The sequence below is a fragment of the Winogradskyella eckloniae genome (assembly GCF_013249045.1).
GTDB lineage: Bacteria > Bacteroidota > Bacteroidia > Flavobacteriales > Flavobacteriaceae > Winogradskyella > Winogradskyella eckloniae.
On record NZ_JABRWP010000004.1, the window covers coordinates 213823 to 234428 of the forward strand.

At 32.2% G+C, this 20606-nt stretch carries 17 protein-coding genes; 6 read left to right on the plus strand and 11 right to left on the minus strand.

Going from position 1 to position 20606, the window contains the following annotated elements:
- Window positions 1-169: 169 nt before the first annotated feature.
- A complete protein-coding gene (locus HNV08_RS08585; protein WP_173280806.1) occupies window positions 170-793 on the minus strand; it encodes a DUF6515 family protein in 624 nt (207 codons plus the stop codon).
- A gap of 296 nt (window positions 794-1089) precedes the next feature.
- On the opposite strand from HNV08_RS08585, the gene HNV08_RS08590 reads away from it, so the two are divergent.
- The 4 genes from HNV08_RS08590 to HNV08_RS08605 all read left to right on the plus strand — a co-directional run bounded on the left by HNV08_RS08590 (window position 1090) and on the right by HNV08_RS08605 (window position 6707).
- Window positions 1090-1611, plus strand: a complete 522-nt coding sequence (locus HNV08_RS08590; protein WP_173280808.1) for an RNA polymerase sigma factor — start codon at window positions 1090-1092, stop codon at window positions 1609-1611.
- Window positions 1612-1667: 56 nt separating this feature from the next.
- Window positions 1668-2591 (plus strand): FecR family protein, encoded by a 924-nt coding sequence (locus HNV08_RS08595; RefSeq protein WP_173280810.1) that lies wholly within the window; start codon window positions 1668-1670, stop codon window positions 2589-2591.
- 114 nt (window positions 2592-2705) lie between these two features.
- Window positions 2706-5054 (plus strand): TonB-dependent receptor plug domain-containing protein, encoded by a 2349-nt coding sequence (locus HNV08_RS08600; protein ID WP_173280812.1) that lies wholly within the window; start codon window positions 2706-2708, stop codon window positions 5052-5054.
- 237 nt (window positions 5055-5291) lie between these two features.
- Window positions 5292-6707: a vanadium-dependent haloperoxidase gene (locus HNV08_RS08605; RefSeq protein ID WP_173280813.1), complete on the plus strand. Its 1416-nt coding sequence runs from the start codon at window positions 5292-5294 to the stop codon at window positions 6705-6707.
- Window positions 6708-6782: 75 nt separating this feature from the next.
- Here the strand turns inward: HNV08_RS08605 and HNV08_RS08610 are convergent, their stop codons facing one another.
- From HNV08_RS08610 to HNV08_RS08620, 3 genes are all read right to left on the minus strand, one after another.
- On the minus strand, window positions 6783-7082 hold the full coding sequence (locus HNV08_RS08610) for a hypothetical protein (protein WP_173280815.1): 300 nt from the start codon (window positions 7080-7082) through the stop codon (window positions 6783-6785).
- A gap of 116 nt (window positions 7083-7198) precedes the next feature.
- A complete protein-coding gene (locus HNV08_RS08615) occupies window positions 7199-7927 on the minus strand; it encodes a LytR/AlgR family response regulator transcription factor (RefSeq protein WP_194241989.1) in 729 nt (242 codons plus the stop codon).
- Between the two features lie 3 nt (window positions 7928-7930).
- Window positions 7931-8968 carry a sensor histidine kinase gene (locus HNV08_RS08620; protein WP_173280817.1) on the minus strand — a complete coding sequence of 346 codons (1038 nt, stop codon included), beginning with the start codon at window positions 8966-8968 and terminating at the stop codon, window positions 7931-7933.
- Window positions 8969-9316: 348 nt separating this feature from the next.
- On the opposite strand from HNV08_RS08620, the gene HNV08_RS08625 reads away from it, so the two are divergent.
- A complete protein-coding gene (locus HNV08_RS08625; RefSeq protein WP_173280818.1) occupies window positions 9317-9712 on the plus strand; it encodes a MauE/DoxX family redox-associated membrane protein in 396 nt (131 codons plus the stop codon).
- 81 nt (window positions 9713-9793) lie between these two features.
- Here the strand turns inward: HNV08_RS08625 and HNV08_RS08630 are convergent, their stop codons facing one another.
- The 5 genes from HNV08_RS08630 to HNV08_RS08650 all read right to left on the minus strand — a co-directional run bounded on the left by HNV08_RS08630 (window position 9794) and on the right by HNV08_RS08650 (window position 17916).
- On the minus strand, window positions 9794-10510 hold the full coding sequence (locus tag HNV08_RS08630; RefSeq protein ID WP_194241990.1) for a hypothetical protein: 717 nt from the start codon (window positions 10508-10510) through the stop codon (window positions 9794-9796).
- A 78-nt stretch (window positions 10511-10588) separates the two neighbouring features.
- Window positions 10589-12001: an efflux transporter outer membrane subunit gene (locus HNV08_RS08635; protein WP_173280820.1), complete on the minus strand. Its 1413-nt coding sequence runs from the start codon at window positions 11999-12001 to the stop codon at window positions 10589-10591.
- Between the two features lie 13 nt (window positions 12002-12014).
- Window positions 12015-15176, minus strand: a complete 3162-nt coding sequence (locus tag HNV08_RS08640; RefSeq protein ID WP_173280822.1) for an efflux RND transporter permease subunit — start codon at window positions 15174-15176, stop codon at window positions 12015-12017.
- A gap of 15 nt (window positions 15177-15191) precedes the next feature.
- A complete protein-coding gene (locus HNV08_RS08645) occupies window positions 15192-16361 on the minus strand; it encodes an efflux RND transporter periplasmic adaptor subunit (RefSeq protein ID WP_173280824.1) in 1170 nt (389 codons plus the stop codon).
- Between the two features lie 97 nt (window positions 16362-16458).
- Window positions 16459-17916: an MATE family efflux transporter gene (locus HNV08_RS08650; RefSeq protein WP_173280826.1), complete on the minus strand. Its 1458-nt coding sequence runs from the start codon at window positions 17914-17916 to the stop codon at window positions 16459-16461.
- 129 nt (window positions 17917-18045) lie between these two features.
- Between HNV08_RS08650 and HNV08_RS08655 the strand changes: the two genes are divergently transcribed.
- Window positions 18046-18942 carry an AraC family transcriptional regulator gene (locus HNV08_RS08655; RefSeq protein ID WP_173280828.1) on the plus strand — a complete coding sequence of 299 codons (897 nt, stop codon included), beginning with the start codon at window positions 18046-18048 and terminating at the stop codon, window positions 18940-18942.
- A gap of 17 nt (window positions 18943-18959) precedes the next feature.
- Here the strand turns inward: HNV08_RS08655 and HNV08_RS08660 are convergent, their stop codons facing one another.
- Window positions 18960-19358 (minus strand): DoxX family protein, encoded by a 399-nt coding sequence (locus HNV08_RS08660; protein ID WP_173280829.1) that lies wholly within the window; start codon window positions 19356-19358, stop codon window positions 18960-18962.
- 25 nt (window positions 19359-19383) lie between these two features.
- The gene (locus HNV08_RS08665; protein WP_173280831.1) at window positions 19384-20604 is read right to left on the minus strand and encodes an ABC transporter permease; all 1221 of its coding nucleotides are present in this window, start codon (window positions 20602-20604) and stop codon (window positions 19384-19386) included.
- Between the last annotated feature and the right edge of the window lie 2 nt (window positions 20605-20606).

Consider the following 20606-nt stretch of genomic DNA (forward strand, 5'->3'; position numbering starts at 1 on the left):
GAATATTGAAACTAAAATACCGTTTCGTAAATCTCAAAATTACGAATAAATACAAGAAGTAATAGCAATGCTATTATAAAATACAATTCTTTAAATTGAAAAAGAGGATAATTTTAAAAACTATCCTCCTTTTCTACTAATCAACCAATCAATCTAAATAAATTTCTTGTTATTCCATATCTATGATACCTACAACTTCATAAGCTCTTGTGCCATCAATTTGTATTTTTTCGTATAAGATATTCGCGAATTCGTAATAGGTTTCTCCATCTATGGTTACTTTTTCGTAATCATCTGGTAGCTCATAAACTACAGTTCCAATTTCTGGGTCAACAACCTCATATTCATTGTTAATTTCTAAATAAAATGTTCCGTCTACATTATAATAATTGTGCGCACCAAATCGTACTCTTTTGAAATGTGTTGGTAATGTTTTTATTCTAAAGCCAACTTTTGGAGCAATTACAATGTAACGACCTCTAGACTGTGTGTAATACTTATTATTTGCATAATAGTATGTTTGTCCGTTGTGCTTAATGGTTCTTTTGTTAGATATATTTCTTACGGAAACCACTTTTCTAGTTGGTTTTTTGTAAGTAACTTTAGTACTAGGCACTCTATTGGTAGTTGTTCTACTTGTTGTGTTTCTAGTTGTCGTTGTGCTTCTTTTAGTCGTTGCGGTTTTCTCTGTTTTCTTCGTTGCCGTAGTTCTTTTTGTTTGTGCAGTAACCGTTGTAGTAACTGCCATTATAAATAGTGAAGGCAAAAGATATTTTTTAATAATTGTTTTCATGATGTTTAAGTTTTAATTGATTAAACTTTGTTTTTACTAATAAAACACTAGTGGTATTTTGTTTAGTATGGTATAAAGGTATTTGACTTATGCGTGTTAAAAAAGGCAAATAGACGTTTAGGGGAATTTTATCTACCAATAAGCAGATTTTATAGATTCCGATAAAATCCTTAACACTATTAACCAATGTAGAATTCCATGAGCAGTACATTTTAATGAATTATTTTATTCAATAACATCTAATACTTATAGCATTCGTTTGCATTTCTTATATTTACTCCTACTAAATAAAAAACATGAAAAAGGTGCTTTCCGTTTGTGACGATGATGTATATAACAATTTATACAGAACACATGCTGAAAGCTTAAGAAACCACTTGTATTTTAAGTTTGGAAATTTGACTCAAGCAGAAGATATTGTTCAAGAGGCATTCTTAAAATTATGGGCAAAATGTAGCTCTATCATTTATGAAAAAGCAGTTGGTTTTTTATATACAGTTTCTAAAAACCTATTTATTGACACAATTAGATCAAAAAAGGTCGTTTTAAAATTTGAGAAAAACGCGATATCATCTCAAGATAATGAAGATCCTTATTTTCATTTAAGAACCAAAGAATTTCAACAAAAATTAGAAGCTACTATTTCTGCTTTACCAGAAAAACAACGTGAGGCTTTTTTACTAAACAGAATAGAAAAACTTACCTTTAAGGAAATAGCAATAAAATTAGATATTAGTCAAACTGCAGTTGAAAAGCGAATTGCAAATGCACTGATAAAACTTAAAGAACTAACCGAATTAGAAAAACGAAGCATATAAGGTTGGGTAAAATAACCTTGTACACGTATAGAAATTGAAAAGAAAAAACAGGAATCGTGGATAATAAATTTACTAAAGATAATTTAATCGCACGCTGGTTAGAAAATCGGTTAAATGACGATGAAAAAAAAGCTTTGGAAGATTCTGGAGAATTAGACGCTCTAAAAGTGGTTGTAGGAGATATTGATACATGGAAAGTTGAAAAAATGGATGTTGAAAAAGGGCTGAATGCTCTAAATGAACGAAAAGCACAAACAATTTCTATAACACCAACTCAAAGTAAAAAATCATCGTTTTGGCTAAGCATAGCAGCAAGTGTTCTACTATTATTGAGTTCTGGATATATTGTATTTAACTATTTTTCTAACCAAACCATTACCATAACAACGGCTATCGCAGAAAACAAAAGTATATCCTTACCCGATGGTTCTATTGTAAAATTGGATGCGCTTTCTCGTATCTCTTATAATGAAAAAGATTGGGATGAAAATAGAACGATTCAATTAAATGGACAGGCCTATTTTGATGTGACATCAGGAAACACTTTTATAGTACAGACTAATAACGGTAACATAACCGTTTTAGGTACTGAATTTAATGTACACACCGAAGAACAAATTTTTGAGGTCACTTGTTATGAAGGAAAAGTAAAAGTGGTTTATAAAACCGATGAAGAGCTACTAACGCAAGGTCAATCTGTACATGTAAAAGATAGTAGATTAATTAATAAAAAGCACACGTCACTATTACCAGAATGGCTCGAAGGCTATAGTAAATACAATAATGTAAATTTATTGACAATAATAAAAGACTTAGAGAAATATTACCCAACAACGATCAATTTGCCTAAGCCATACCATAATTTACAATTTACGGGTTCTATAACGCACTCGGATTTTAATGCTGCGATAGAAACATTATTTACTGCCATGGAAATAAAATACTCAGTGAGTGATAATAACTCAGTAACCTTTAATTAGCCTATGATTTACAGGTTCAACGTTCTGAAATTAATGGTTTTGCTCACGTGGCTTTGTTCGATCTGCATTGGAAAAGCACAAACAAAGAAAGGTATTAAACTATCTGATAAATTATTGGAGCTCGAAGAAAAATATGATATTAATTTTTCATTTAATCATACATTTTTTGAAGCCATTCTATTAAAAAACGACCTCAATTGTGAAAGTTTATCTTCGTGTTTAAATCAAATTGAAAGTGTAGTTCCTGTCCGTTTTGAAACCAAGGATACTTTAAATTACATGGTTACACCTAGACGGAATACGGTTAGTTTTAAGATTTTGGAACAAGATACAGATGAACCAATTTCTGCTGTGATTTATCAAATCAATAATTCAAAAAGAATAAACATAGATGCTATTAACGATGTATTTACACTAAAAAATGTATTTCCGTTAGATTCTATTCATTTACATTCTGGTTTTCATGAAACCATAAGCATTCAGGCGAATGACTTACAAAAAGCAGGTGTGTTGAAATTTCACAAACAGCAATTTCATTTAAATGGAATTCTACTCACTAGTTATTTAACTGAAGGTATTGATGCTAGAATTAGCGATCATGGACTACAAATTAATACGGAGTCCTTGGGATTATTAGCAGGTGAAACAGATGGCGACATTTATAATGTTTTAAACAATATTCCTGGTATTCATTCGCCTAGTGGTAAATCTGGAAATCTCAATTTTAGAGGAAATACTTATGATCAAAATTTAATACAAATAGACGCTATTCCTATTTATCATTCCGGACACTTTTTAGGAGCAATTTCCCCTTATAATGCATCAGTTATCAATACAATAGAAGTACAACGGAATATGCTGCCTGCAAAATTTGGTGGTCGTGTTGGAGGTCTTATTGATATGCGAACAAGTAATAAAATTGTGGATAGCACACAATATGAAATAGCTCTAAATTCTTTATTTATTGGTGCAACAGTAAAAACAAAACTTATAGAAGACAAGCTATCTCTTATTGCTGCAGTTAGAACTAGTTATCCTGGATTTAAGTCGCCAAAATTACAAGCCATTTCAGAACTTATTTTTCAAGGTAGTCGCTTAGAGTCTGTAGCAGATCAAATTAATAGTTCTGATGACTTTGATTTTGGTTTTTTAGATATGAACGCTAATTTAAATTATAAAATTAATGATAAGCATACAGCAACTTTAAGCTTTATAAACATTCAAAACGACCTATCTGCAGAAATAAAAAGTAATGATAATTCTAACGAAACTGATTTTAGAGATTTAGAATTAGATAATTGGGGAATTACTGGTGAATGGCGAGCAGATTTTTCTAAAAAATGGTCTACAGAATTAAGATTTAGCACGTCTAATATGCACTTATTTAGCGTAAGTCAAGGTTTTGTTTTGGACCAAAGAAACAGTTTACAACAATATGATAATACCATTACAGACACTAGACTAATTACTGAGGCCAACTTTAAACCCAATTCAAATTTATTATTTGAAGCCGGATATACTTTAACGAAGCATTCCTTGATTAGCAAAGCCGTAGAACAAGAAACTAGCATAGACTCTAGACGCGACCAAAAAGCTACAATACATTCGTCTTATGTCTCTTTGGAGAAAAATTGGAATGACCAATTGATAGTAAATTTTGGGTTTCGAAACAACTACTACTCGCCTACACATCGCTTATATATTAACCCAAGGTTTTCTGCCAGTTTTGCTATAAGTAAAAAGACATATTTTAAAACCTCTTTAGGACGATCTAATCAGTTTATTCAAAAAAAGTTTACAAACGATTTTGATGATTTTAATATCACAAACCAACTTTGGTATTTACCTAATAAAGAAATATCAACACTAATAGGCACACAAGCGATGATAGGCGCAGTTTACGACAATACTAAATGGCTTATAGACATAGAATTATACAATAAAAAAACAAATAATATTACAAATAAAATAGAGGATTTACATGGTAGTTTAAAAAGTGTTGGTGCAAATGTTTTTGTAAAAAAAAGATGGAAAAACCTAGAAACATGGGTTAGTTATGCATTGAGTAAAACCGAAACAAATTTCAATTCTATTTCAACAGATGCTTTTTTTGACCAAGAACATCTTTTCAATATCACAACATTATTAAATATAGAAAAATGGAAATTTGCTTTAACGTGGTCTTATTTCTCTGGTATGCCAGTTATATATCCTGATGAAAATGATACAACTTCAATTGATGCAATCTATACAGATCGCTTTGACCCCTTACATCAACTCGATTTTTCGTCTTCTTATACTTTTTATAATACAACTAATCGTTTAAAAACAGTTATTGGTTTATCAATACTTAATTTATATAACCAAGATAATACTGTAAATATTTTTCAAAATACTTCAGAGAGCACATACAGAAAGACCAGTAAATTTGCTCCAAACCTTCAAGTAAATTTCTTTTTTTAAAAAAATATCTAATTAAATTCTATAGCATTTTTCTTAATGTTTATAGGTGATTCAATCAATTATTCTATAAAAAAATTAAAAATAATTTTTTTTTTTGAAGCAAGGGTTGGGTAATAATAGATGCTTTACGTATTACATAAAAACACATACAGTTCAATACGAGCTGAAAATGTAAAAACGTAATATTTATGAACCCAAATTAAATACTATGTGGTATTTAATTAAAAAATGACAACAATGAAGACAACGAACTTAAAATTTATTCTAATCTTATGTATGATTATTACTGTATTTCAATCTTGTAGTACAGATGAAGCGACAGAAAACTTTGATGAAGATGTTTCTGATGATTTTTCTGAAATTGAAGTAACAAATAATACCACTAGTTTAATAGTTGGTTGGAACGACCTTTGGGTATCCTTAGATCAATATACTGTAAATATGAGACCAAATATTGTGACACGAGCATTGGCTTATATTCACTTAACAGCCTATGAAACTGCGGTTCCATACATGGATGATTATTCGTCTAATACCAATAGAATAAACAACTTAAATATTAACAATAATTTTTTAGAAGATAATGTTGATATGAATTTGGCTTTAAATACAGCATATGCCTTAGCTATAGATCATTTTATGCATAGTTTAGAAGGTGGACAAAGACAAAGAATAACGGCTTTTGAAACTTTAATGGAAAATGAGCTAACTGAAGGATTAACCAATGTAGAAATTGCTAATTCGCAACGTTGGGGAACACATGTAGCACAGCGCGTTATTGCATATGCAGAATCAGATAGAGATGCCGAGGAACAAATTATAGACCAAACTCCAAGTGATTATATTGCACCAGAAGGTTTAGGTCTTTGGGAAGCTGCCGAAAACGAAGCCGCTTGGTTTCCATACTGGAGAGAAGTAAGAACGTTTGCCTTAAGCCCTCAACAATCTAGCAGTGTTAATTTCAATTCAGTTTTGCAGCATAGTAGTAATCCGTCTAGTAATTATTATCAGCAAATGAATACTGTATATGTTTCAACGACTAATGCAGCCGCAACTAATAATGAAGATTTATGGATTGCAGAATTTTGGGCCGATGATGTAGAAGGTTTAATGATTAGTCCTCCAGGAAGACATATTTCTATTGCAAATCAGTTAATAGAACAATATGATTTAGATTTTGACCAAACTTTAGAGCTCTTATTACGCTTAGGATTTGCTTTAAATGATGCAGCAGTTTCTGCTTGGGATGATAAATACACTTATAATATAGAGCGACCAAGTCACTACATAAAAGAGTATATAGATGAAGATTTTACAACTAATTTATCACGTTTTATTAGTGGCTCAAATCCTGCTTTTCCAAGTTACCCTTCTGGTCATGCCACTTTTGCTGGTGTAGCTGCTGGTGTTTTTATTGACTTTTTCGGGACTGATACAATTAGTTTTACAGATAGAACTTACAGTGATTTTGGCAATACAACATTCAATGGTACAGCTAGAAGTTTTACGTCTTTTAGTGAAATGGCTTATGAAAACGCTTATTCACGAGTTCCTTTAGGTGTGCATATAGAACAAGACGCTATTGAAGGTTTACGTTTAGGATATGAAATTTCAGATGCTGTAAATAGTATTAATTTACGAAATAGAAATTAAAATTTTAGCTAAGTTTTAAATAAAAAAGCATACATCTAAATGTATGCTTTTTTTTAATTAAGGGTTAATTGTCTATTATTTTAATAAACCTAACAAACCTGTTAATTCAGTTAAGTTTAAGCTAGAGTTACTATCTGTATCTAATACATTAAAATTATCAGCAACAGAACCTATTGCTTCAGTTGAGCTTATAGCTTCATCTTTATTAGTGTCTAATAAACCAAAAAGTGTTGTGATTTGTTGCACTGTTGAATTAGAGCTTAATGAACTCAATAATGTAGCAGCATCTGAAAGATTAGACGTGTTTACATTTTTTACACTGTCACAACTAAACAAAGTCATTACTACAGCTAATGATAGTATTATTTTTTTCATAATATATTTAATTTTTAATGGCACAAATGTAGGTCGTTGATACGGTATGCAAAAAGAGAATAGACGAACTATGTGTTTTTACCTTTTAATACTTGTAAAGTATAGACAAATGATATTTAAAGCGAATTATTGTTAATAAACTCTAAGAATTTAGATTTGTATTGCTCAGATACTGTAATACGTTGCTCATTTATAATAATTTGACTGCGCTCTATAACATCAATATTATTTAGAGATACAATAAAAGAACGATGCACACGCATAAATTGTGTTTCTGGTAATTCTTCCTCTAAGGACTTTAAGCTCATCAATGTAAGTATTGCCTTAGGGTTGTCTTTTAACCATATCTTTATATAATCTTTTAAGCCTTCAAAATATAAAACATCGGCCAATTTGATGCGTAGTTGTTTATATTCAGATTTCACAAATAAAAATTCCTTCTCCTCAGATAAAATACTTTTTCTTTTCCCCTTTACCAGTTCAAACCATGTATTGGCCTTATTTGCTGCAGCCAAAAACTCTGCATAATCAAAGGGTTTTAACAAGTAGTCTAGCGCTTCAACTTTAAAACCTTCTAAAGCATAATGATCGAATGCTGTAGTGAAAATAACACGGGTTTCTTTGGGTAGCATTTTAGAAAATTCAATCCCTGTTAAATCTGGCATTTGTATGTCTAAAAACAGTAAGTCTACCGGTTCTTCTTTAATGAATTCCATAGCTTCAATAGCACTACTGCATTTCTTTTTTAGGACTAGAAACGGTGTTTTCTCAACATAACTTTCTACTAAATTTAGAGCCATTGGCTCATCATCTACAACAATACAAGTGATTTTTATTTGACTCATTTCTTAACTGGTTTCAATTTCTAAATGTACTAAAAATCGATTGGCTTTTAATGTGGTTTTAAATTCATGTTTTTGTGGATATAATAACTCCAAACGTTTTACAAGATTTTGCAAGCCGATACCAGATCCACTTTTGTCTTCGGTACGTTTAGGGAAATTATCGTTTTCAATTTTGAATATTACGTTGCTTTCATGGCAAGTCATATCTATAGATATTAAACTTTCTTTACTTGCTGAAACACCATGCTTAAATGCATTCTCTATTAATGAAATAAACAATAAAGGTGCAATTTTTATACCTGTTTCTTTTACAGGAAAACTATAGTTAACCACTGTTTTATCTGAAACGCGAAGCTTCATAAGGTCGATATACTTTTTCATAAAATCGATTTCTTTTGATAAAAGAATGGACTCTACAGCTGTTTCATACAACATATAACGCATTAATTTACTTAAACTATGAATAGATGTTTTTGCCTGATCTGGAGAAATATCGACCATAGCGTAAATATTATTTAATGAATTAAAAAAGAAATGTGGCTGCAATTGATAATGTAAATGTTGAAGCTCAGATTTTAATTTAATATTAATAGCTTCCTTTCGCTCAGCTTCGGTTTTAACCCAACGTTGAGTGGATTTTATGGCTATAGAAAATAACAAAGGTGCTAAATAAGATAGGGTTTGAATATAAATAGCCATTTTAAATGGTGGTGCTGTATTGCCGGTCATTTCCTCTCGTTTTCTTGCTATATCTGAGAAATAAGTAGATTCTATATATTCTTTTATCAAAAGAAAAATGATAATGGCTATGGTATTGATTACAAAAAAGGCCACCATCTTCTTTGGAAACAACAATTTATCTATTAATATAAAATAGTTGGCATAAAAGATAATAGCAGAAAATACTAAAGGAATCCAAAAATGAGCGATTACTCTATTAAGTTCTTGCAATTCACCGTAAGACAATAGGTAAGGTAAACTAAATAATGTTAACCAAGTTATTAAGTGTGATAGTATTGTTAGTGTTTTGTTATTGCGCATTATTTATAATCTAATTGTAAAAATATTAAAAATTAAAGGTAAAACTATTTGTTTCATTTACTTATCTAAAATAGATAGGATTAAGTTTTGTCTATATAAAATATGCTATTTTATCTATTAAACTTAATCCTAAACATTTTTGAATTATTTACTTATTCATTCAACCACCACCAAGGATAATAGTGCTAGATGAATATTCCATTAAAGCTTCTGCAAACTCTAAAGACTTCTCAAGAGCATTAATTTGATTGCCGTTTTATAAGCATAAAACGATTGTTACTATAACCATTAGTTGATTTTTATTACCTTTAGAAGTATTAAAAAATTACCTATTAAAAATTAAAATTCATGATTTCTAAATTAGACAACAAAACACTAGCCGTTCATTTATTACGTATTTCTTTCGGTATCAATTTTTTATTTCATGGTATTGTAAGATTGCCTAACCTTGAAGGTTTTGTAACAGGAATGCAAAACACTTTTCAGAACACATTATTACCTTCTTTTTTAGTAACTCCATTAGCATATAGTATTCCTTTTATAGAATTAACTATTGGTATTCTATTATTAATAAATAAGTACACAAAACATACATTAATTGGTGCTTTTGGCCTAATGAATGTTTTAGTAATTGGTAGTTCTTTTGCTCAAAAATGGGATCTGGTAGGCTTACAAGCTACATATATTGGCTTTTTATTTTTACTATTTTATTTTACAGAAGAAAAAACGGTTAAAACCCGCTAAATAGCCTAAAGTATCATACAAAAAATAAAAAAGGAAGTAATTTAAAATTACTTCCTTTTTTAATTGTATAAAGAATCTTAATTATAGTTTTGTAAAAATATCAGATGCTATTTCGTCTTTAACTATTACATTAGTTGGGTTACCTCTTTTATCCCCACTTCTATTAAATGACAATAAAACATTACCTGCTTTTTGATAATTATCCCATGCTCTTATAAATCGAGGTTCCTCATCTTTATAATTTCCAAAGAAAGCCCACTGTTTTACCAGATGATCTTTTTGATCAAAATAAATGTGATATTTATTATTTGGAGTAACACCTACGTTTTCAAAAGTCATTTCTAAAACATCTGCTAAATTTCCATTAGGAAGCGACTCTGTTTTTAAATAAGTAATTTTAACACCATCATCTTTTAACTTCCAAGGCATAGTTAACCAATACGAATCATTAATCCACCATTTTTTACCTTTTTCAAGTATTTTATCTAGTTCTTCTGTATCTGTAACTAATGCACCATCTTTTGATGCTTTTCCTTTTCCTGAATTAATATTAACCACCAGCGTTAATTTTTCGGTAGGGTTTTCAATTCTAACATCTCCCGTCCATTTATCCCAGATAAGCATTCTTTTTCCAAAATTCCATTGTATATAATGGGTATTATTCCAATTCTCCATGCCTCCCATGGCTTCGAAAGATTGTTGTATTATCTGGTCAATTTTCGTTTCATTATCTTCTTGAGCCTGAAATGTTATTGTTCCGAAAAGAATAAGAAGAACAGTAATTTTAAATTGTTTCATATTTATTATTATTTAAGAGATTTTCTAAGTACACTTTGATTTTATAGGTTAGACTTTATACATAGTTACTGCATCATTTTAATTCATCCAACCACCACCAAGGGCGCGATACAATTCTATAATAGCTTGCAACTCGTCTTTTTTATCTTCAACACCATCTAATTGTGCGGATAATAAACTGTTTTTAGTAGTTAATACATCGGTATAATTAGTGCTAGATGAATATTCCAATAAAGCTTCGGTAAATTCTACCGATTTCTCAAGCGCATTTATTTGATGTGCTCTAGACTCTTGTTTTTCTTTAGTCTTATTGTACGAATACAAGGCATTTGAAATTTCTGAACCGGCATTTAACCATGCTGCTTTATAATCATAAAACGACTGTTGTTGAACCGATTTGTTGATTTTCAGTCTTGCTTTATTTTCACCGTTCGCAAAAATAGGCTGCGTTAAGCCCCCAATTAGATTATAGAAAATGGAATTATCGAAAAAATCGGATAAATCTAAGGAAGATAAACCTCCGCTTGCCGTAATGGTCAACGATGGATAAAAATAGGTCTTTGCCAGATTTACATCTTCAAAAGCACTTCTAAAAGCCATTTCTGCTTCTTGAATATCTGGTCTGTTTCTTAACAATGAAGATGGTATTCCTATTTTTAAATCGGCGTATGCCTCTTGTTCTTTTAAAGATGTTCTTTCTATAGTGCCAGGTAATCTGCCCAATAGAATGGCCAATGCATTTTCTTGTTCTAAAATGGATATTTCTATATCTGGTATAGAGGTTTCTATCTCATACCTACTTGCTTCACTTTGTACCACTGCGGCGCCATCAACTACGGCCGATTCTTTTAAATACTTCATCGTCTCTTGGTCACCAATTCTATTTTCTAAAGTTTTTTTAGTGATCTCTAATTGTTCATCTAAAGTCAGTAAATTATAATATGCGGTGGCAATGTCCGAAATTAATTGTGTTTGTACCGCTTTGGTTGCTGCTTCGGTCTCTAAAAACGACGCCAAAACCGAGCGTTTGTTACTGCGCAACTTACCCCAAACATCTAGCTCCCAACTACTACTTAATTGCCCTATATAAGAAGTGGTATTTAAATTAATTCCTGTTACACCTCCTAAATTTAGGGAGGACTCCGATGTTTTAGATCGCGTAACACTGGCGCTTCCTTCTAAACTTGGCAACACCGCTAATTTCGCTTCAACCAAACTGGCTTTTGCCTGATTTATGTTTTCTATTGCTACTTTTAAATCGAGATTGTTTTGCAAACCTTCTTCTATCAAATTTTGCAAAATACTGTCGGAAATTATTTCTTTCCAAGGCATCGTTGCCATGGATGTTGTATCATTAACCAAGGTATCTCTGTATTGTTCTGCAAATTCACTATCTGGCGTGGTATATCTTTTATTGATCACCCCACAAGAATTCATCAGTAAAACAAGTACAGCGATAGGAATGATGTATGTTATAGTATTAGATTTCATATCTGTATTCGTTTTAATTTAATTGTTCTTTTTTAGTATCAATATCATCTTCATCTCCCCAATCGTGATTGGTAACACCTACTATTCTTTCTTGAAGGTTCTGGAATATGATAAACAATACCGGTATCACCATTACACCTAACAGGGTACCAACTAGCATACCGCCAATGGCTCCTGTACCAATAGCTCTGTTTCCAACAGCACCAGCACCAGTTGATATCATTAAAGGAAATAGTCCGAAAATAAAGGCGAACGATGTCATTAAAATTGGTCTAAAACGTGCTATGGCTCCGTCTAATGCCGACTGCAGTATTGTTTCTCCTTCTCGTCTTCGTTGTATGGCAAACTCCACAATTAAAATAGCATTTTTAGCCAGCAACCCAATCAGCATCACCAAGGTAATCTGTATATAAATGTTGTTACTAATACCAAATAAGTTTGCAAAGATTAATACTCCGGAAAGTCCTGCCGGTACAGATAATAAAACGGCAATAGGAAGTATAAAGCTCTCGTACTGTGCGCACAATAGGAAATACACGAATATGAAACACAGCATAAAAATGTAAACGGTTTGACTACCTGCGGAAATCTCTTCTCGAGTAATTCCAGAATATTCATATCCGTACCCTGTTGGTAAGGTTTCTGCCGCTACTTCTTCAATAGCGTTAATAGCATCACCAGAACTATAACCTGAGTTGGGAGCACCACTTATTTTTGCCGCTGTAAATAAATTAAAACGCGTTAAACTTTGTGGTCCGTAAACCCTTTCTAAGGTTACAAATTCGGTAATAGGTGCCATAACACCGTTGCCATTTTTAACTTTTATGGCATTCAAACTCTCTAGGTTGGCTCTAAAATTAGGTTCACCTTGATAAATAACTCGGTATTGTTTCCCAAATTTATTGAAGTTTGAGGCATATACACCACTTAAATAACCTTGCATTACACTTAAAACGCCTTCAACATCTAAACCTGCCAATTTGGTTTTAGCAACATCTACCACCACTTCATATTGTGGAAACGTAGGGTCAAATGTTGTACTGGCATACTGTATTTCTGGTCGTACACTTAATGCTTGAATAAAATCTTGACTTACATCATAAAGGGCATCAACAGTACCACCACTTTGGTCTTGTAATTGCACTTCAAAACCGTTACTTAAACCAAACCCTGTAACCGTTGGCGGAGCAAAAAATATCATATTAGCATCTTTTATAGATGCCGTTCTTGCGAACAACTGACCAATAATTTCCTGAACACTTTGTCCCTCTCCACTACGCTCATCCCAAGGTTTCAGTTTTAAAATAAACATACCATAATTAGACCCTGTACCACTTATAAATCCACGACCGGTAGATCTTAAATATGCGTTTACTTCTGGGATATCTTCAATAATTTTTTGTAGTTCATCTAAAACTTCATCCGTTCTTTCCATAGAAGATGCAGCAGGTAAACTAACATCGGCAAAAACAATACCCTGATCTTCATCGGGTACAAAGCCTGTTGCTGTTGTATTCATTAAATAAACGAATACACCAATAAATATAACGATGACCCCAATGGCAATAGCTTTTTTACGAATTAAAAAATTAAGCGCATTCTTGTATTTTGAGGTTGTTTTATCAAACCCTACGTTAAAAGCGACATAAAAACGTTGCACAAAACTTTTTGATTTATGATCTTCGTGTGGCCTTAATAATAAGGCACATAACGCCGGACTCAATGTCAATGCATTTACAGCCGATAATATAATGGCAATAGCAAGTGTAATACCAAATTGTTGGTAAAACACTCCAGATGATCCACTAATAAATGTTACAGGAATAAATACGGCAGACATCACCAAGGTTATAGAAATAATAGCCCCAGAAATCTCGCTCATGGCATCTAAACTAGCCTTTCGGGCAGATTTATAACCCGAATCCAGTTTGGCGTGTACAGCCTCTACTACCACAATGGCATCATCTACCACAATGCCAATAGCAAGCATTAAAGCAAATAGCGTTAACAGGTTAATGGTAAACCCAAATAAACTTAGGAAAAAGAAGGTTCCTACAATAGCCACAGGTACAGATATGGCAGGTATTAATGTAGAACGCCAATCTTGCAAGAAGATAAATACTACAATGAAAACCAATAAAAATGCTTCAATTAAAGTACTGATCACTTTTTCAATAGATGCATCTAAAAAGTCATTGGCATTTACCATTTCTGTGTAGGTTAACCCTTCAGGAAAGTTTTTAGAAGCTTCTTCTAAGGTTGCGATAGATTGTGCCACTACCTCTTGGGCATTTGAACCTGCAGATTGTGCAATGGCAACACCCGTACCAGGCTGACCTTTAATTGTGGTTATTGTGCTATAGGATTGTGAACCTAATTCTACTCTAGCTACATCTTTTAAACGTAGAATACGCCCATCGTCCGTAGTTTTGATGATGATATCTTCAAATTCTTCGGCGTTTTGTAATTTACCTTTGTATTTTAAAGTATATTGATATGCTTGCGCCCCTTGTAAACCTAATTCTCCTGGTGCAGCTTCTAAGTTTTGATCATTAAGCGCTGTGGTAATATCAGAAGGAATTAACCCGTAATTCGCCATGATATTCGCCTTTAACCAAATACGCATACTATACTCTCTAGAACTAAATGCCGATGCACTACCAACACCATCTATCCTTTTTAAAACAGGTATTAAATTAATTTCAGCGTAATTCTGAATAAATTCCTCGTCATATTTGCCATCTTCACTGTATAAGCCAAAAATAAAAACATTACTACTTTGTTGTTTTTCTGTAGTCACCCCAGATTGTGTAACTTCTGAAGGCAATAAATTTGAAGCCGTAGATACACTATTTTGAACATTTACTGCTGCGATATCAGGATCGGTACCTAATTCGAAATAAACAGTTATACTAGCCAAACCACTAGTTGCAGTTGAGGTCATGTAGGTCATGCCTTCAACACCATTAATTGCTTCTTCTAATGGAACAATAACACTATTTAATACAGCTTCTGCATTTGCACCATCATAAGAGGCTGAAACCTGTACTGTAGGTGGTGCAATATCGGGGTACTGTGATATGGGTAATGTGGTTATTCCTATAATCCCTAAAATCAAAATGATGATAGAAATTACCGCCGAAAGAACCGGTCGTTTTATAAATTTATTAAACATAATTTCTATTATTTATTAGTTGGTAGTTGTTACTTTTTCTGTGATTTGCTGTAGCGCCTTTATCTCACTTTCGTTTACTTGAACTGGTTTTATCTCTTTTCCACTAGATAAGCCTGAAATGCCTTCAAGAACCACTTGATCACCAGCTTTAAGTCCATCAGTAACAATATACGCCTGACCCGAATTTGTAGCGGTTACGGTAATTTTTTGGGATTGTACTTGCGACTGGTCGTTAACCAAATACACATATACACCACCTTGAATTTCGTAGGTAGCCGATTGAGGAATAAGAAAAGCGTCTTCAATAGTTCTCGGAATTTGTATGGTGGCACTATTTCCTGTTCTTAATAAATTATCTGGATTGTCAAAAATAGCGCGTACATTAAATGACCCCGTTTCTTCGTCTACTTGACCACTTACTGTTTGTATTTTTCCTTTTTGGTCAAAAGCGGTATAATCTGGAAGTAAAAGAGAAACTTCATCTAAACTCTTCAGCAAACCTGCCTTTGCAAATTCTAAATACGTTTTTTCATTGATTGAAAAATAAGCGTACACCTGTTTAATATTAGACACCGTAGTCAAAGGTTCAGAAATGCTACTACTTACCAAACTTCCTAATTTATAAGGTAACGAACCAATATAGCCCGAAACCGGAGCGGTAATTCTAGTGTAGTTATAATTAGTCTGTGCGTTAGAATAATTGGCTTGTGCCTGTTCTAAAGCTGCATTTGCCGCGGTAAGCGAGTTCTCGGCAGAGGTTAATTCAAACTTACTAATGATTTCTCTTTCCACTAAAGGCTTTGCTTTTTCCACACCAACTTGCGCAGAACTAACATCTGCTTTTGCACTGCTAATCGCTGCCTTTGTACTTAAAAGGTCTTGCTGATATTCGGGTGCATTTAATGAAAAAAGAAGTTGTCCCTTTTTTACATATTCGCCCTCATCTACATGTACCTTTTCTATAAAACCTTCAATTTTAGGGTAAATTTCTATGTTCTCTGTACCTTCAATAGTTACCGGAAATTCTCTGAAGATTTCGATGTCTTTTGAAGAAACGGTTAGTACTTCGTAATCTGCTACGGTATTGTATTGTTCAGGCTTCTTTTCGTTATTACATGATAGTGTAATAAAAGCTATAACAAGCCCAATACATGTAATTCTAAAATTATTTATTTGATGTTTCATATGATTTTTAGTTGGTTTATTATGTGTTATTGTAAAAGTCTTTTTTTTATTATTTATTCCAAAAATGAATAGATGAACTCCGTATTCACATCTAAATTTAAGATGATTTTATAGACGTCTTTTCCACAAAAAGTTCATTATTAATACTTACTATATGTTTTTTAACTATAAGTAAAGATACTAAAGCTGCAATGCCGTCGCTTACAGGAAAGGCCATCCAAATCCCTGTTAAACCATAATAATTATTAAGTAAATACGCTATTGGAAAAAATAAAATAATGGGTCTAAGTAAGGCTAAAAACGTTGCAGTTTTATTTTTTTGAAGCGCTTGAAAATGTCTAGTAATTAATATTTGAATAGCGTAAAATGGAATCGAAATCGCAAAAATTTGTAATGCTTTTTTTGAGATGGAGATTACATTTTGGTTGCCATCACTTTCAATAAAAACACTTGAAATCTGGGTTGGAAACAATTCCAAAATCAAAAGACCAAAAAGGGTTATTGCACTTACTATTTTTATTGCAAGCACTAGTGTTTGACTGGCTCTATCAAAACGTTTTGCACCGTAATTAAAACTTACAATGGGTTGCATACCATCTCCTGTACCTAAAGCAATCATCATGAAAAAAACATTGACTCCAAATAGAATTCCCATAGCGGCAACACCATCAGTACCTCCTGAATTTAATAATAAATTATTTGCAAACATATTCTGAAAACTGATAGCAACATCCATTAAAAATGGTGCTAACCCAACAAGCAATATAGGGAAAACAATTGATTTTTGTAGTCTTACTTGCTTCCATTTCAATTTCACCAAACTTTTTCCACTTGCATAATATCTAATTAAAAATATCGCATTTGTAGACTGAGCAATTATGGTGGCTAATGCAGCACCACGAATACCTAGATTAAATATTTTCATAAAAACATAATCTAAACATAGGTTTATTACACAAGAAAGCACTAAAAGCTTTGCTGGTAATTTTGGATTTCCTTCTGCTCTACATGTAAATTCTAAGGCCAGAAAAAAACTAAGAGGAAAACCTAATATTATAACAAATAAATATTCTGCAGACAGGTTTAATAAGGTTCCTCCAGTTGCTCCAAACACTTCTAATAAAGATTTGTAATATATTAGACCGAGGCTAGTAAAAACTAACATGACTAAAAATATACCAGCTATAGCATTTCCTAAAACCTTACTTGCTTTTTCGGGTTGAGATTCCCCTAAATGTTTGGCAATTAAAATACCTGAACCACTACCAAACAATAATACTAATCCAAATTGAAAAAGTGTAACAGGGAACACCATGGTAACTGCAGATAATCCTTCTGCTCCAACATACTGCCCAACAAAAATACGATCCACAAAATTGTAAAGTGCATTAATTAGCATACCTAAAACAGCAGGACCAACAAAAATTAATAATAATCTTAAAATACTATCTTCTTTGAGTGAATATGCTTCACCCTGTTTTTCAGTATGTTTTGTATTTGATTTTCCTTTTAAGAAACTCATAATGTGCTGAAATTTTATATGTAGTGTGTTCATTTGTTTTGTAATTTGTTTACAATACAAAGTTAAGATAGTTACAAACCTTAATTCATATTTTAATTTGTGTAAAATAGATTATAATTTAGGTTTATATTGCGTACTATTAATTTATTTAAACAATTGATTATGAAAGTTTATAAGGATATCAATTCCTATTTTTTGAATGGAACTCAACCTGCAAATGATTATACAAATAGTTTTTTTGTAAGAAGAATAGCCAAGGATATGGAACATGTAGAACCCGATCCTCATTTTTGGGAACCACATAAACGGGATTTTTTTGAGATTGCTATTTTACAGAAAAGCACTACTAACATTCAAATTGGTAATCAAACTCTTAAAGAATTAAAGAATAGCTTGGCTATAGTATCTCCTTTTCAAGTTATAAATTATAGTAAGGTACCACCAAACAATGATTATGGGTATATTATTTATTTTAATGCTTCGCTGTTTATAAATTTAAATCAGTCTTATGGCCTACAAAATGAATTTCCTTTTTTTAAGATACACACCATTCCAATTTATCAAATATCTGAAAACGATTTTAAAAGCATATTACCTATTGCACAAGAATTATATACTGAATCACGGAGTAAGGCCATACATAATCTAGAGATTGTAAGGTCACTTTTATTAATCTTACTTTATAAAGTTAAGCGTTCTACCCAAAACAATAAAGGTATTGTTACTAGCAATAGGTTTGCGAATATAATGTCTAAATTTGAACAACAGATTCTCAAAGGGAACAATACGTTTTTTTCGGTAAACACATATGCTTCTCAAATGAATATAAGCCCTATATATCTTACTGAATGTGTTAAGAAAGCTACAGGTAAAAGCGCTCAAAAAGTACTTATTGATTATAAACTACTGTATGCAAAAACATTATTGCACCAGATGAATAAACCTGTAGCTGATATTGCCTATGAACTCGATTTTAATGAGGTTGCTAATTTTAATCAGTTTTTTAAACGTAATACTGGTATGACAGCAACACAATTTAGAAAACAACTTAATAAATAAGTATTCTAATGAACTTATTAATCCCATGAATTAGAGCTAGATACTGCATATTTTCCAGCACCCGTAAAAAATAATACTAATGCCCCAAAAGCATATAATAAAATAAGTTCTATTTCAAGTCCTCCACTTTTCGATAATGCAAATAAATTATCGGAATGTGCAAGAAGTAAAGCAGCTATCATACCAAAGAAAAAAGCCAAAGACGCTAAACGGATTCTAAATCCTATTAAGATAAGTATTGGTGCTATTAACTCTGTAATATAAACGCCGTAAGCCATAAATTCTGGCAATCCAATTCCGGACAACATACCTTTAATACCATCAAGATGACTTAATTTAGCCACACCATGAAATAGCATGAGTACTGCAACCGTAATTCTTAAAACTAAATATCCTAAATCATTATTTTTTTTCATCTTTATTTATTTTAATGCGTTAATATTACTCGTATCGTAATGCTGTAATTGGATCTAAAGCAGAAGCTTTTCTAGCAGGATACCATCCAAAAAAGATACCAGTAACTGCACATACTGCAAAGGAAATTACAATAGAATACATAGCCACACTTGTAGGCCAATTTAAGAAGTTTTCTATAAATACTGTAGCGCCAAGACCTAAGATAACACCTAATACACCACCTGTAACGCTAATTAAAATGGCTTCTATTAAGAACTGCATTAAGATATCTGATCCCTTTCCGCCAACCGCCATACGCAAGCCAATTTCTTTTGTTCTTTCTTTTACAGAGACATACATGATATTCATAATACCAATACCTCCAATTAACAATGAAATACTAGCAACTGCCACTAATAGAATGGTTAACATTTCGCTTGTTGAACTAAAAGTAGAAATAAGCTCTTCCATAGAACGCACAGTAAAATCGTCCTCATCAACATTCATTAATTTGTGTTGGGAACGCAATATATCTGTAACTTGTGTAACCGCTTCAGAAGCATCATCTTCACTAATTGCAGATGCCATAATTTGATTTAAATAATCGATAGCCAAAATACGTTTTTGTACCGTTGTATAAGGCGCAACCACAACATCATCTTGATCTTGTCCGAAGGTATTTTCGCCTTTCTCTTCTAAAACGCCAATCACTTTAAATGGAATATTATTAAATCGAATCATTTGCCCAACAGGTTCCTGACCATCTGGAAACACATTATCTACAACGGTTTGCCCAATTAAAGCCACTTTAGATGCAGATTTAACATCAATATCAGTAAACATACTTCCACTTTGTAAACCAACCGCTTTTATATCTAAATACTCTGGGTTAACACCATAAATAGTAGATGGCCAGTTATTAGCACCATTAATAACTTGTCCGCTACCATTTACAACTGGAGTAATATTGCTTAATAACGAAGCTTGTTCTTTAATTTTATTAAAATCTTCTAATACTAAGGTTTGCACATTACCACCACTACCTCTTGCAGGTCCTCTATCATCTGCTCCTGGTCTAATAGTAATCATGTTAGAACCCATAGAAGATATGGTTGTTCTAATACTTTCTTTAGAGCCTTCACCAATAGCTAACATGGCTATTACAGAAGCTACACCAATGATAATACCTAACATGGTAAGCAAGGTTCTTGTTTTATTAAGAACAATAGCTTTTGTTGCAATTTTAAATAAATTTAATACTCTCATAA